General features: G+C 58.5%; 15 protein-coding genes and 1 tRNA gene. 10 read left to right on the top strand and 6 right to left on the bottom strand.

Going from position 1 to position 13,405, the window contains the following annotated elements:
- Positions 1 to 219: 219 nt before the first annotated feature.
- The 7 genes from SHM7688_RS09500 (at position 220) to SHM7688_RS09530 (ending at position 5,249) form a co-directional block, all read left to right on the top strand.
- Complete coding sequence (locus SHM7688_RS09500) at positions 220 to 1,149, top strand: AEC family transporter (RefSeq protein WP_058239682.1); 930 nt, start codon at positions 220 to 222, stop codon at positions 1,147 to 1,149.
- A 37-nt stretch (positions 1,150 to 1,186) separates the two neighbouring features.
- Positions 1,187 to 2,020: an S-formylglutathione hydrolase gene (gene fghA / locus SHM7688_RS09505; RefSeq protein ID WP_058239683.1), complete on the top strand. Its 834-nt coding sequence runs from the start codon at positions 1,187 to 1,189 to the stop codon at positions 2,018 to 2,020.
- A 15-nt stretch (positions 2,021 to 2,035) separates the two neighbouring features.
- Positions 2,036 to 2,485, top strand: a complete 450-nt coding sequence (locus tag SHM7688_RS09510) for a YaiI/YqxD family protein (RefSeq protein ID WP_058239684.1) — start codon at positions 2,036 to 2,038, stop codon at positions 2,483 to 2,485.
- A 221-nt stretch (positions 2,486 to 2,706) separates the two neighbouring features.
- On the top strand, positions 2,707 to 2,973 hold the full coding sequence (locus SHM7688_RS09515; protein WP_058239685.1) for a hypothetical protein: 267 nt from the start codon (positions 2,707 to 2,709) through the stop codon (positions 2,971 to 2,973).
- Positions 2,974 to 2,984: 11 nt separating this feature from the next.
- On the top strand, positions 2,985 to 3,446 hold the full coding sequence (locus SHM7688_RS09520; protein WP_058239686.1) for a hypothetical protein: 462 nt from the start codon (positions 2,985 to 2,987) through the stop codon (positions 3,444 to 3,446).
- A 100-nt stretch (positions 3,447 to 3,546) separates the two neighbouring features.
- A complete protein-coding gene (locus SHM7688_RS09525; RefSeq protein ID WP_058239687.1) occupies positions 3,547 to 4,500 on the top strand; it encodes a DMT family transporter in 954 nt (317 codons plus the stop codon).
- 110 nt (positions 4,501 to 4,610) lie between these two features.
- Entirely contained in the window at positions 4,611 to 5,249 is a 639-nt protein-coding gene (locus tag SHM7688_RS09530) for an HAD-IA family hydrolase (protein WP_058239688.1), read from the top strand.
- Here the strand turns inward: SHM7688_RS09530 and SHM7688_RS09535 are convergent.
- The gene (locus SHM7688_RS09535; protein WP_058239689.1) at positions 5,246 to 6,499 is read right to left on the bottom strand and encodes an MFS transporter; all 1,254 of its coding nucleotides are present in this window, start codon (positions 6,497 to 6,499) and stop codon (positions 5,246 to 5,248) included. The two genes, SHM7688_RS09530 and SHM7688_RS09535, sit on opposite strands and share 4 nt — an antisense overlap.
- Before the next feature lie 147 nt (positions 6,500 to 6,646).
- Between SHM7688_RS09535 and zapE the strand changes: the two genes are divergently transcribed.
- A complete protein-coding gene (zapE, locus tag SHM7688_RS09540; RefSeq protein WP_058239690.1) occupies positions 6,647 to 7,720 on the top strand; it encodes a cell division protein ZapE in 1,074 nt (357 codons plus the stop codon).
- Positions 7,721 to 7,777: 57 nt separating this feature from the next.
- On the opposite strand, the gene SHM7688_RS09545 is transcribed toward zapE, so the two are convergent.
- Together SHM7688_RS09545 and SHM7688_RS09550 are read right to left on the bottom strand one after the other, a co-directional pair.
- Positions 7,778 to 8,506 carry a caspase family protein gene (locus SHM7688_RS09545; RefSeq protein ID WP_058239691.1) on the bottom strand — a complete coding sequence of 243 codons (729 nt, stop codon included), beginning with the start codon at positions 8,504 to 8,506 and terminating at the stop codon, positions 7,778 to 7,780.
- A 50-nt stretch (positions 8,507 to 8,556) separates the two neighbouring features.
- On the bottom strand, positions 8,557 to 9,126 hold the full coding sequence (locus SHM7688_RS09550) for an OmpA family protein (protein ID WP_188128118.1): 570 nt from the start codon (positions 9,124 to 9,126) through the stop codon (positions 8,557 to 8,559).
- A gap of 384 nt (positions 9,127 to 9,510) precedes the next feature.
- Here SHM7688_RS09550 and SHM7688_RS09555 point away from each other — a divergent pair, with 384 nt between their 5' ends.
- Positions 9,511 to 10,575 (top strand): peptidoglycan-binding domain-containing protein, encoded by a 1,065-nt coding sequence (locus tag SHM7688_RS09555; protein ID WP_144432538.1) that lies wholly within the window; start codon positions 9,511 to 9,513, stop codon positions 10,573 to 10,575.
- A gap of 66 nt (positions 10,576 to 10,641) precedes the next feature.
- On the opposite strand, the gene SHM7688_RS09560 is transcribed toward SHM7688_RS09555, so the two are convergent.
- Positions 10,642 to 10,717, bottom strand: a tRNA-Trp gene (locus SHM7688_RS09560).
- Positions 10,718 to 10,843: 126 nt separating this feature from the next.
- On the opposite strand from SHM7688_RS09560, the gene SHM7688_RS09565 reads away from it, so the two are divergent.
- Positions 10,844 to 11,557 (top strand): lysophospholipid acyltransferase family protein, encoded by a 714-nt coding sequence (locus tag SHM7688_RS09565; protein ID WP_223229230.1) that lies wholly within the window; start codon positions 10,844 to 10,846, stop codon positions 11,555 to 11,557.
- A gap of 20 nt (positions 11,558 to 11,577) precedes the next feature.
- Here the strand turns inward: SHM7688_RS09565 and SHM7688_RS09570 are convergent, their stop codons facing one another.
- Both SHM7688_RS09570 and SHM7688_RS09575 read right to left on the bottom strand, forming a co-directional pair.
- Complete coding sequence (locus tag SHM7688_RS09570) at positions 11,578 to 12,885, bottom strand: tetratricopeptide repeat protein (RefSeq protein WP_058239694.1); 1,308 nt, start codon at positions 12,883 to 12,885, stop codon at positions 11,578 to 11,580.
- Between the two features lie 175 nt (positions 12,886 to 13,060).
- Positions 13,061 to 13,405: EF-Tu C-terminal domain-related protein (locus SHM7688_RS09575; protein ID WP_503167633.1), on the bottom strand; the 345-nt coding region annotated here is incomplete at its 5' end.

Below are 13,405 nucleotides of genomic sequence, written 5' to 3' on the forward strand. Positions count from 1 at the left end.
TGCTGCTCTACGCATTTGCGCATCTGGATGCAGGCATCGCCGCCGTACTTGGCTCCCTGTCTCCTGTGCTTATTCTACCAATTCTCTGGTGGAAGGACAAACACCGCCCCCACTACTACGCCATCGCTGGGGCCTTGATCGCGGTCGCCGGCACCGCCTTCATCGCGCTTGCGTGACATGGCCCTTGCCACATGATCCAAACCTGTTAAGGCTGGCGCCATGTTGGCAATCTTTCTGAAAACACTGCCGTTTTTTGCCCTGATCGGCCTGGGATACTGGGCTGGCCGCACCCGGTTTTTCACCTCAGAAGCCACGGCATACCTGACTAAGTTTGTCTTCTACTTCGCACTGTCCGCCATGCTATTTCGCTTTGCCGCCAACCTCAGCCTCGCCGAGGTGCTCGATTGGCGCTTGATCGGTGGCTATCTCTTCGGCTGCACACTGGTGTATCTTCTGGCAACGCTGGTGGCCTTTCTGCGCCGCGAAGACGTGGGCACAGCCGCCGTCGAAGCCCAATGCGCCGTGATTGGCAATACCGGCTTTCTCGGCGTGCCGATGCTCACCTTGCTTATGGGGCCAGAAGCCATCGGCCCGGTCATGATGGTGCTCGCCGTTGATCTGATCGTGTTTTCCAGCCTGATCGTCATTCTGATCACAGGATCACGTGATGGGCGCATGAGCTTTGCCATCCTGCGCACCGTCGCAGGAGGCTTGATCCGTAACCCAATGATTGTAGCAATCTCACTTGGCTTTGCATGGTCCGCCCTGCAAATTCCGCTCCCGGATCCGTTCAACGAATTTCTCGCCATTCTTGGGGGCGCGGCCACGCCTGGGGCCCTCTTTGCCATTGGCGCGTCACTGGCGACAAAATCCGCGGAACGTGTCGAGGTTGCCCTCTGGCTCAGCTTCGCCAAACTGGCGCTACACCCTCTGTCCGTGGCCTTTGCGGTGCTCTGGCTCTTCCCGGCAGATCCATATGCCGCAAGCGTCGCCATTGCCGCAGCAGCCCTGCCGGTGGCCGGAAACGTCTACATGCTTGCGCAGCACTACGGCGTCGCCCCCCACCGTGTCTCCGCTGCCATCCTGTTTTCCACAGCTTTCTCAATCGCAACGGTCAGCCTTGTGATTGCATGGGTCTCCCAACTCTGACAACGTAGCCCCAAAGCGAATAGGCAGGAGACCTCCCATGGACATCATCAGCGAAAACCGCGCCTTCGGCGGCACTCAGGGCGTCTATAAACACAACTCACACAGCTGCCATTGTGAGATGACCTTTGGTCTTTTCCTGCCAGAAGAGGCGAAAGTGGGCCCCGTGCCGGTGATCTGGTATCTCTCTGGCCTCACATGCACCCATGAAAACGCCATGGTCAAAGCCGGCGCTCAGCAATGGGCCGCCGAACAGGGCGTGGCGCTGATCTTCCCCGACACCTCCCCGCGTGGTGAAGATGTTGCCAATGATGACGCCTATGATCTGGGTCAGGGTGCGGGCTTCTATGTCAATGCCACCCAGAAGCCCTGGGCACCCCATTTCAACATGTGGGACTATATCACCGAAGATCTGCCCTCCCTCCTGCAGGAAGAGTTCCCGCTTGATATGAGCCGCCAGTCGATCATGGGCCACTCCATGGGCGGTCACGGCGCACTGACCATGGCCATGGCCCTGCCTGGCCGCTTCCGCTCGGTCTCCGCTTTTGCCCCGATCTGCAATCCAACGGCGTCTGACTGGGGGCGCAAACAGCTCTCCGCCTATCTGGGCGACGAGGAAAGCACCTGGGCCGCGCATGACGCCACCCTTCTGATGCGTGACAAAGGATTTGACGGTCCGGTTCTGGTGGACACCGGCACCAATGACCAGTTTCTGGATCTGCTGCGCCCCGAAGCGCTGGCCGAAGCCGCCACTGCCCGCCGTCAGGAAGCCACCCTGCGGCTGCAAAAAGGCTATGACCACAGCTACTTCTTTGTATCGACCTTCATGGAAGAGCATATCGCCTTCCATGCCGAAGCGCTCTATGCTGACTGAATGCAGACCACAGCAATGACTTCCATCTATGTGGATGCCGACGCCTGCCCGGTCAAAGCCGAGGTGGAGCGAGTCGGCACCCGCCACAAAGTCAAAATCTACGTGGTCTCCAACGGTGGTCTGCGGCCAAGTCAGAACCCTCTGGTGGAAAATGTGATCGTGCCCGAAGGCCCGGATGTGGCCGATATGTGGATCGCCGACCGCGCAGGGACAGGGGATGTGGTGATCACCGGGGACATTCCTCTGGCAGCAAAATGTGTGGAGGCTGGAGCCCGCGTGCTCAAACACAACGGCGAAGCGCTGACCTCCGCTAATATTGGCAATGTGCTTGCCACCCGCGACCTCATGACGGATCTTCGCGCCGCTGATCCCTTTCGACAGGGCGGCGGCAAAGGCTTCACCAAAGCGGACCGCTCCCGTTTTCTTGACGCGCTAGAACGCGTCTTGCGCGCCGCCAAGGGCTGACCAAAACATCCGCATCGCCCCTTTTGTTACCGGGGCGGGTGGGTGGGCGGTGACGAACGGGGCGGTGCGATTCCCGACTGGGGCACACGCAGGCGGAAAATAGAGATGGCTTTCCCCGTATACGGCATGCAAACTCAACGCCGAAGCCACTAGATTGCAGGCCGACTTAACACGCATCCGATTTCCTCCCGCCCTCAGCGGGCCCCGAAAGGACAGACACCATGGCCACCAAAGCAGAGCTGGAAGCCGAACTGGCAGACCTGCGCAAACAACTTGATGAGAGCCGTGCCAACGCTGCGCGCTCCGAGGATGCAGAGACGTCTTCGACAGAGGTGAACACCGAGGCCCCTTCTTCCGAAGACAGCCAGCCATGGGAAGATAACCTATCCGACCTGCTCGAAGAGCTTGATCAGATCCCACATAAAAATGCACTCCTGCTGGGGCTGGGCATCTTTGCCGTCGGCTTCCTGCTCGGCCGCAGCAAATAAGGCGCGCCACAATGAACCGCCTGTCGCGTAACATCTCCATCATCCTGCGCTCAGAACGCCTGATCGCGCAGCGTCACCTCGCAGTTCTGCGACGCCAAACCGGCCTGATGGCAGCAGCAGGCATCGCTGCAGCGGTAGGTCTGATCATGCTCAATCTTGCCGCCTATTTCGCCCTGTCCACATCCCTTTCGCCCGCCGCCTCTGCCCTGATTGTGGCGCTGGTCAACCTCGCACTCGCAGCGCTCCTCATTGGCCTTGCCGCAAAATCCACTGTCGGTGAAGAAACGGCAGCAGTGGCTCAGGTGCGCGACATGGCCATCGAAGATATCGAGGCAGAATTGCGTGTGGCCGTCGAAGAAGCCAAAGCAGCGTCTGAAGCGTTAAAAAGCATGGCACGCGACCCATTTGGCGCGCTGGCCCCAGCCATGGTGGGCCCCATCGCAAAAGCCGTGGTCAAAGCCATGAAAAAATAGACGGCTCACACCCTAACAAAACACAAAAAATCCATTAAAAAATGACCCTTTGGTCGCTTTTGGCCTAGACCGGAAACGCCGCAGGCGACATCAGGTCTTTATGATCCATCGCATTCCTCTTGGCCCGCTCTCCGCCCTGATCGCCGTCTTCTTTTTTGCGATCAATGATGCGGCCATCAAGTTCCTGTCCGGCGATTATGCCCTGCATCAGATTGTGCTGATCCGCTCTCTGGTGGGTTTGGCCATTCTCTTGGTGGTGATCGTACCATTTCAAGGTGGCCTGTCCGCTCTGCGCACCCAACGTCTGGGTATGCACCTGCTGCGCGGGTGTTGTGTTGTCTTTGCCAATACCACCTTCTTTCTGGGCCTCGCGGTCCTGCCGCTGGCCGATGCCATGGCGGTCTTCTTTGTGGCACCGCTTTTGATCACCGCTTTGGGCGCATTGCTGCTGGGGGAAACCATCGGCCCGCGTCGTCAGGCTGCGGTCGGCGTGGGGATGCTCGGCGTCTTGGTCATGATCCGCCCCGGTGCCGATGGCTTCAACCTCGCCCTGCTGCTGCCGCTGGTGGCCGCTGTGGCCTATGCCCTGCTGCATGTGCTGACCCGTAAAATCGGCAACACCGAAAGCGCGGCCACCATGTCGATTTTCATTCAGATCACCTTCATTCTGGTCGCCAGCACCGTTGGCCTGTTTCTGGGACATGGTCGATGGGCGGACAGTGGCGGCGAAATGCTGCAATTCCTGCTGCGCCCCTGGCATATGCCTGCGCTTGGCGATTGGCCTGTTCTGATCCTGATCGGCACCTCCATTGCCTTTGGCGGCTTCTTCATATCTCAGGCCTACCGCCTGTCAGAGGCCAGCTTGCTTGCGCCACTGGAATATGCCGCCATGCCCATGGCTGTGGTTTTTGGCGTTGTCTTGTTTGACGAATGGCCCAGCGCCACCACATGGGTAGGCATCACATTGATCATCGGCTCCGGTCTTTTTGTCTTCTGGCGCGAGGCGCGCTCTCCAAACCCCGGCGAAGTGCAGCGCCCCGGCGCGCGGCGCTAGACCCGCTTTTGCGGCAGTGCAGCAAAAATCGGTTTGCCTCTCATCGCCAGCACAGTAGGCTCTCCACACAGCCCACCAAGGGGCAACACAGGGACATTCAGGGGCGCGACATGAGCCAGATAGACGTGGTCATCTTTGACATCGGCAATGTGCTGATCAAATGGCAGCCAGAAGATTTCTATGACCGCACCGTGGGCGAAGAGCGACGCCGCAACTTCTTTACCGACACCAATATCCATGCCCATCACGAGAAGATCGACGCTGGTGCCTCCCTGCCGGAAATGATTGACAGCCTCGTCCCCCAGTACCCTGAATATGCCGCTGAACTGCGCATGTGGAATGACAATTGGAACGATCTCGCCGCCCCAGCCATTCCCCACAGCGTACATCTGCTCAACGCGTTGGCCGACAAGGGGGTGCCGCTCTTCACGCTCACCAATTTTGGTCATGACAACTTCCCGCTGTCACAGGCGGTCTACCCGTTCCTCACGCGGTTTGACCGTGAATATGTCTCCGGGCGGCTGAAACTGATCAAGCCGGATCCGGCGATCTATGCTCATGTGGAGGCGGACAGCGGCATCGCCCCTGAGCGCCTGCTTTTTGCCGATGACCGGGCAGACAATATTGCCGCCGCTGCCGCACGTGGCTGGCAGACCCACCATTTCACCACGCCACGGGGCTGGGCAGATCGCTTGGTGGCCGAGGGTCTCCTGACCGAAGCAGAAGCCGCCTGGCCAGCAGAGTCTTAAGCCGCCACAGCCGCCGGTGCGCGCTTTTCCTTGATTGGCAGATGCACAATCGCACTGAATGCGCCCACCGCCACACCAACCCACCAGACGGCCGTGTAATCGCCATATTGATCATACATCCGCCCGCCGAGCCACACGCCCAGGAAACTGCCCAACTGGTGGGAGAAAAACACGATTCCATAAAGCGTGCCCATGTAACGCAGCCCATAGAGGTGGGCCACAAGACCCGATGTCAGCGGCACCGTGGCCAGCCACAAAGAGCCCATCACCACAGAGAAAACAATCACAGTGGTCGGTGTGATCGGCATCAGAATGAACACTGCCGCCGCCAAGGTCCGCCCGGTGTAAATCCCCGTGAGCAGATACTTCTTGGGAAAGTGATTGCCAGCCCACCCCGCCAGCAGCGTGCCACCGATATTGGCCAACCCGATCAGTGAAATCGCCACCGCCCCCAGCGCTGACGTGGAGGTAATCCCCAAAGAGGCCAACGCTCCCCCCGGCGCAATCGGCCCGCACATCTCAGTGATCATCGCGGGAAAATGTGCAGTAACAAATGCTAACTGATAGCCGCAGCTGAAAAACCCCAGAAAGATCAGCGTGTAAGAAGGGTCACGAAAGGCCCGCTTCAAAATCGTACCCATGCTCTCCTGCAGCTCTGCTTTGGACGCCGCAACAGGGGCTCGCATCTGGGGCAACAACAGCAGCAAAGACAAAATCGCCACAGCAAATACCACAAAAGTCTGCTGCCAGCTCATAAAAGACAGCATCCATTCGGCCATCGGCGCACCAAAGACCTGCCCGGCAGAACCTGCTGCTGTGGCAATCGCCAGCGACATCGAGCGATTTTCATCAGAGCTGGCCCGTCCTACCACCGCCAGAATGACACCAAACCCCGTGCCAGCAATGCCAAAGCCCACAAGGATCTCCAGCATCTGATGAGCTTCGGGCGTCACCGCAAAGGACGAGAGCACAAGCCCCGCCGCATAGGTCAGTGCGCCCAGCACAATCGCTTTGCGGTCACCTACCTTTTCGGCAATGGCCCCGAAGATCGGCTGACCAATCCCCCAAGCAAGGTTCTGTATGGCAATCGCAAGAGAAAATTCGCTGCGCAGCCAGCCAAATTCCGCAGCAATGGGGATCTGAAACACCCCAAAACTGGCCCTGACGGCAAAGCTCACCAAAATAATGACACAGCCCACAATCAAAACCGGCGTCATCAACGGTGTTTTCACCTGAACATTCTGGGCCATCATGTCTCTCCTGTCACTGCACCGCGCATACTGAACAAATGCACAACTTCGCGTCAATTCACCATTTGTCGCCCCCCTCATCACAACCCGTCATATCCCTCAACGCGCCTCTTTTCCTTGCGCCTGCAATTGGCTAAGCACTCAGGTATGAGCACGCTGCCCGAGATTTACGCCGCCAAGGTTGCCGATGGCAGCCTCACCGCAGATGACGCCCAAGTGGCGGTTCTGCCTCATTTGGAACGTATCCGCGCAGAGCTGGCGCAGCCGGTTAAGAAAAGCTGGTTCCGCAAGGCAACGCCACCCCCGGTGAAAGGTCTCTATCTCTGGGGCGGTGTGGGACGCGGCAAATCCATGTTGATGGATCTCTTTGTGGACCATCTCTCTGTGCCTGTGCGCCGCGTGCATTTTCATGCCTTCATGCAGGAAATCCATGAGGCCATGCATAAGGCGCGCGGCGAGGGCATCGAAGATGCCATTCTTCCAGTCGCGCAAAGCGTCGCCCAGAGCGTGCGCGTGCTGGCATTTGACGAAATGCAGATCACTGACATCACCGATGCGATGATAGTCGGGCGGCTGTTCGAACAGCTCTTTGCCGCTGGGGTGGTGGTGGTCACTACCTCCAACCGCGTGCCGGATGATCTCTACAAGAATGGCCTCAACCGCCAGCTTTTCCTGCCTTTCATTGCCATCATAAAAGAGCAGTTGCAGGTCTGGGAACTGGTCAGCCCCAACGACCACCGCCAGAATCGTTTGGCAGGCAGCCAGGTTTACTTTGTGCAAGCTGGCACAGAGGCCCGCGCCCAGATGCACGCCATCTGGGAAGATCTCACAGGCGGCGAAACCGCGGCGCTGGTGCTCACCGTCAAGGGACGTGAAGTAACCTTGCCCGCCTATCGAAATGGGGTGGCACGCGCGTCTTTCTTTGATCTCTGTGGCAAAATGCTGGGCCCCGGCGACTATCTTGCCATCGCCAATGCAGTGAAAGTGCTGGTACTCGAAGACATTCCGGCCCTCAGCCGCAACAACTTCAACGAGGCCAAGCGGTTTGTCACGCTGATCGATGCACTCTATGAGGCCAATGTGCGCCTGATCTGCTCCGCCGCGGCAGAGCCCGAAATGCTCTATCTCGAAGGGGAAGGCACTTTTGAATTTGAGCGCACAGCATCACGGTTGCGCGAAATGCAGGATGCGGACTGGGGCAAGGATTCCAACGCACCTTAGCGGCACAACCTCCATTGGTGTTTTCGCGCCGGAGCAAAAACCTATTGGGCTCGGGGTCTAACTTCCCGGCAGTTTCTGAACATAGGTCTGCACCAACAACGCGGATTGCATCCAAGGCACCTGCACACCCTGCGTCTGGCTTAAAACATCGCGCCTGATTTGGCGCAGCAATGTGGGCAAATCAGGCGACATAGGCGTCACATGGCGTAAAAACGCAGTCGCAAAAGGGCTCCGCCCCTTGCCTCCATCATACGCCATAGTTCCCGGCGCAGCCGCATAAACAAGCGCCAGCCCCGCCCCCCATGTGTCCCCCATGTGCGGTGACGGCGGCGCATCCTGCGCCCAGCTTTCTGGCGAACGACAGGCATCAAAAAAGATAATCTTCTGACGTGGACGATCCGACAACACTTTGGCAAAGGTCTGCATCGGCAAGGCCATTGCCCCCCTCAAGGGTCTCCCCCCTTCAGCCACCGCGTCCACCGGCACATAATAACTCTCCCCTGCCCACATGCCCCCATGTCCAGACAGGTAGATCACCACCTGTTCCGCCTCTGTCGCCATGGCCTGTATCACGGCCAGAGCGCGCAAAATATCCCGCCTTTTCGGATTCTCCAGAAACACCACCGCATAGTGCAGCGCCCGCAGCCGCGCCGCCACCTGCGCCGCATCTTGACGCGCATGGCGCAAGGCCGCCTCTCCGGGGTAGGCATCACTGCCAATCACAAGCGCCACATGGCTCTGTCCGCGCAGATCCGCCTGCCCTGCCCCTACTGCGACAAAAACCATGGCCCATGCCACGAGAAGAGCCCTGCATACTCGATGGCGGGCACGTCTAGCTAGCACGGATCATCGCCCGCGCGACGCACCATGATTTCCACCCGCCGATTCAGAGGATGCGGCCCGGGGATACCCCCGATCAAGGCACGCTCACCTCGACCTTCGGTGGCAATCCGAGCCCGCGCCACCTGTGACCCCGCCACCAGAACATTGGCCACGGTCTGCGCCCGCTGTTGTGAGAGACGCATATTAAAAGCCGGGCCACCCACACTGTCGGCATGACCCACCAGCTTGATACAATGTTGCGCCAGTTTAGGGGCCGCAAGAATCTGCCCCAACCGCTCCAAATGGGCCTGATATTCCGCCGTCAAATCCGCTGAATTGAACGGAAACCGGATGAAGTACCCTTGCTCTTGCGGCACACTGTCCAATCCCGCCGCACCCCGATCAAATCCAGCTGGAGGCAAACGCCTTGCCGCCCCCAATGTCGCCACATCAGGAGCAACACACCCCTCATCCACAATGCCCGTCAAAGCAAAATGAATGGCACAGCGGTCCGCTGTCACCGGGAGTTCCGGCGGCGTGCAAAAGCCCGCGGAAGACAGGAAGAGAGAAAGAAAAAGCGGCAAAACCAACACCCGAAACATACCATTGCCTCAACTCAGAACACAGGAAAGACCCTTCCATGGTGCCATGAAGCTGTTAGTCAAAGGTTAGCGGAATCAACGCGTTTTTGGGCAAATTCACCTCAAATGCCCAGCTCCCGTTCAGACATCGTCAACGCATTTTGCGCAGACTCAATAGCACTGTGTTTTTGGTGTGTTTGGTGAGTGGTGTTTGTGGGTTGCGCAGCGTTTTTCCGTGGTGGTGTGGGGCATGGCATAAAGTCTGCCCTGATTTGTGGCCTTCTGAGCGGATGTGCTGCCTCACGGGCAGATTTCACGCCCGCGGTGGCACAGCCTGATGCCCGGCCCACGCGCAACTTCACCTCTTTCTCTCACGCGTTGACCTGCATGGACGGTTTACTGGCGCAATTGCCCAAACGGCGCTATCTGGTTTCTTCCTCCGACATTCCCGACGAAACCCGCAGCGTCTCTGTCGGTGCGGATGACATGCTGGTCAACGCCCTCAACCAAATGAACCGCAAAAGCGGGCGCTATGTCTTTCTGGATCAGGCGCGGATCTCTGGCTTTGGTCAGCTGGAGCTGATCACCACCCGCAAAAAAGGCGAAGTGAAGCCCAATCTCTATATCCGTGGCGCGATCTCTCAGGTGGATTCGGACACCGCCGTGCGCAACGCTAGCATTGGTCATGATCTGGATGGGGATCGGGGCTTCACCACCTCTCTGTATCGCAACAGCCGCACGCTCTCCGTGGTCTCCGTGGATCTGCATCTGGTACAATATCCCAGTCGTCAGGTCCTGCCCGGTGGCTCAGTCTCAAATTCCATGGTTGTGACCCGCCGGGGCCTCACCGGCACGGTTGGGGGCACCATTGCCTCCGCCGATATCGTCGCGCCCATTTCCATCGTCCGACTGGAAAGTCAGGGACAGGCCGTGCGCAATCTGATTGAGCTCGGCCTGATTGAGCTGCTCGGGCGCCATTCCGGCGTGCCTTACTGGCAATGCCTCAACGGCAAAGAGACCGATGCCCGCGCCGCTGAACAACGTGAGCGCCGCTTTGTGTTGCATGGGACGGACATCACACTAATGCAACAACAGTTGATCGCCCTTGGGTATCTGAAAGGTCGCCCCACCGGCACGTTAGATGGCCCCACGCGACAGGCCATCACGCGCTTTGAAGTGGCGCATCACCTGATCGCTGATGGCGGGCCAGATTTCGACGTAATAGAGCGTCTCAACCGTCTGGCCCCGCCAGACACGCTCGCCTCGACGCCACAGCCCACGCCCCCAAAGCCGCCCACAGGAACTGCTCAGCCGCCGAAAGCCAAACCCACGCCTCCACCGGCAACACCTCGCGCTGCCCCAGCGACATCGCCCCAATGTGCGCGCGGAGAAAATTGTGAGGGCATCTACCAGAATCTGTATGATTTCATCAAAGATGATCTGGATTTTTGACACAGGCAAAATCCACCACAGTCTCGGCAGCTAATTGTCCTAAGACAAATCTCATCCTTGGGAAAATGGCAGGGGCACCAGGGCTCGAACCCGGGACCTACGGTTTTGGAGACCGTCGCTCTACCAACTGAGCTATACCCCTAACGTGGGGAGTTTCGTAGTGCAGTGCCGCCCCAGTGGCAAGAGGGAAAACGCGCAAAAACCACAACTCTGGCCAGCTTTGTGCAAGCGATGTAAGAAGCGCCCATAGTGAAGAGGTAAGCGCCCCGTGTCCCTGAAAAATCTCCGCAAGAAAATCGCCAACAATCCACGGCTCAACAGCGCTGTGGAAGGTTTGTTTGCCCGCTATGTGCGATTCGCCTTTCGCACCTCGCGGTTTGACCGGACAGGCTGTGCAGAGATGGATGCCTGCGTGGCCCGGGGCGAGCCGGTGATCTTCGTGGTCTGGCATCAACGCCTGATTATGGCGCCCTTCATGTTCAACGCCCCCGAAGGTGCGCGCATCTGTGCGCTGACCTCTGCGGCAAGGGCTGGACGGCTGGCGGGCCAGATCCTTGTGCGGCTTGGCTGGGAAACTATTCCCATGTCCAGCCACAAGCGTCATGTCACCCTGTCCCGCGAGGTGCTCAAACGCATCAAACAGGGCAGCTCCATCGGCATCGCCGCAGATGGCCCCCGCGGCCCAGCACGCGTGTCCTCCACGGTGCCCATCATCTGGGCGCGCACCTCTGGCGCGCGTGTCTTCACCGTGGCCTTTGCCCAAAAACGCGTGATCCGCTTCCCGACATGGGACAAACAAATGCTGCCCCTGCCCTTTTCACGCGGAGTCATCACCTGCGCGGAATGGACAGAGGAGGTCCCGCGCAAGCCCTCTGAGGAACAGATGGAAACACTACGTCTCAGCATTGAGGGCGCGCTGGATAACATCACCGACGCCGCAGATACAGCCCTCGGCAAACCTAGTGAAAACCCAAACCACTGACCGTCGTCAGGGCGCAGCTTTCAGCCGTCATTCTCCGAATAGCGCACACGCATCTGAATGGCCTGAACAAACTGGGCCGCCCCAACCAGTTGCTTGAGAAAGAACCCGAGCTCCTCCTGTGGAAGACCGGCGTCCACAGCCTGATCAAACCGCTGTTCTGCGGCCTGAAAATCCTTCTCTCCGATCAGCGTCAGCGCGTCATAGTAAATCAGCCACTCCTCATCCGGGAAAACACTGATAGAGTGGTTCACCGCCTGCCGCGCTTCCACATATTGCTCTTCTGTCAACAAAATCTGCGACCGCAACTCATGATCGAAATAATCCGCCTCGCCGTTCTCAAAAACCTCTGTAATGGCCTGCAATGCGGCCTGATTTTGCCCATCATCAAAAAGCAATGACGCCCGCCAATAGTTCAAATAAGCCTCATAACCCAGCTTATCTTTGGCTGTCTCCAATGTTGCAAAGGCATCCCCTGTCCGCCCCATCTGCGCCTGAGCCCGCGCAACACGCACATACCCATCACTGTTGTCGGGCAGCAGAGCCACAATTGTTTCACCATCCCGCATCGCCTGCGCAGGGCGGCCAAGATTCAACAAGATCAGAGAGCGCCGCGACAGAGCCGACAGATAGCTAGGATCGGCCTGCAACGCACGATTGACGAACCCCAAGGCCGCCTGCCACTCCCCCTTGTCAGACAGCACATACGAAATGCCATAAGCTGCGTTTTCATCATCAGGCGACAGCCCCAGAACCTCTTCAAACACGCCTTGCGCCAAATCGAGCTGTCCCTCCTCCATAAAGAGCCAGCCCTTCTCCCGCAGAGCCCACAGATAATCCGGCGAAATCGCCATTGCCGCATCCAGATAGCCCACCGCCTGATCAATCGGGGCCTGCCCGGCCCGATACAGGCTGCTGCCCAGACCGGCCAGCGCCTGTGCTTCAGGGTTGACCGCCATGGCCTTCTCAAACCAGACGGCGGCCTGCGCGTAATCGTCTCGCATGAAATCGCTCCAACCCAGCCCGTTGAGCGCAAGATCGGATTCCGGTGCTGCGGCATACATCGCCTCAAACAGACGACGTGCCTCCTCATGATTGCCAAGGTTCTGATGGGCCCATGCCAGAGAATCCTGCATTCTCAAGCGCTGTGCCTCAGTGGCGCCAGAGGCTTCCAGCGCCGCCCCACAGATCTCAATCAATCGCTCAGGCTGATCCGCATAGCTCAAACAGACACTCTCCAGCGTCTCTTCACTGCTGGAAACAAGCGGCTTGGCATCCACCGCCGTCGCACCGGCCAGTGCAGCCATCAATAAAGGAAACAACAAACGCATATCAGACAGGTCTTTTCAGTTTTTCGCCTGACGCAGGTTAGCGTCTTTATTGGAAATGAAAAGCCAGGGCACGGGGGCCCGATCATCTCTTATACGCCCCTGATTAAAAGGCGGCATAACGCAAAAGAGCCGCCCGATTGGGCGGCTCTTTCGTTTCGCGTATCAGAAGTTCTGATTACTCAACGATTTTGGACACAACACCGGAACCAACGGTGCGGCCGCCTTCACGGATCGCGAAGCGCAGACCGGCTTCCATGGCGATCGGTGCGATCAGCTCAACGTTGAACTTCAGGTTGTCGCCAGGCATCACCATCTCGGTGCCCGCTGGCAGTTCAACAGTGCCGGTCACGTCCGTTGTACGGAAGTAGAACTGTGGACGGTAGTTCGCGAAGAACGGGGTGTGACGGCCACCTTCATCCTTGGTCAGGATGTAGGCTTCTGCTTCGAACTTGGTGTGTGGGTTCACGGAACCTGGCTTACAGAGAACCTGACCACGCTCAACCGCTTCACGGTCAACACC

Source organism: Shimia marina, from assembly GCF_001458175.1.
Taxonomy (GTDB): Bacteria; Pseudomonadota; Alphaproteobacteria; order Rhodobacterales; family Rhodobacteraceae; genus Shimia; species Shimia marina.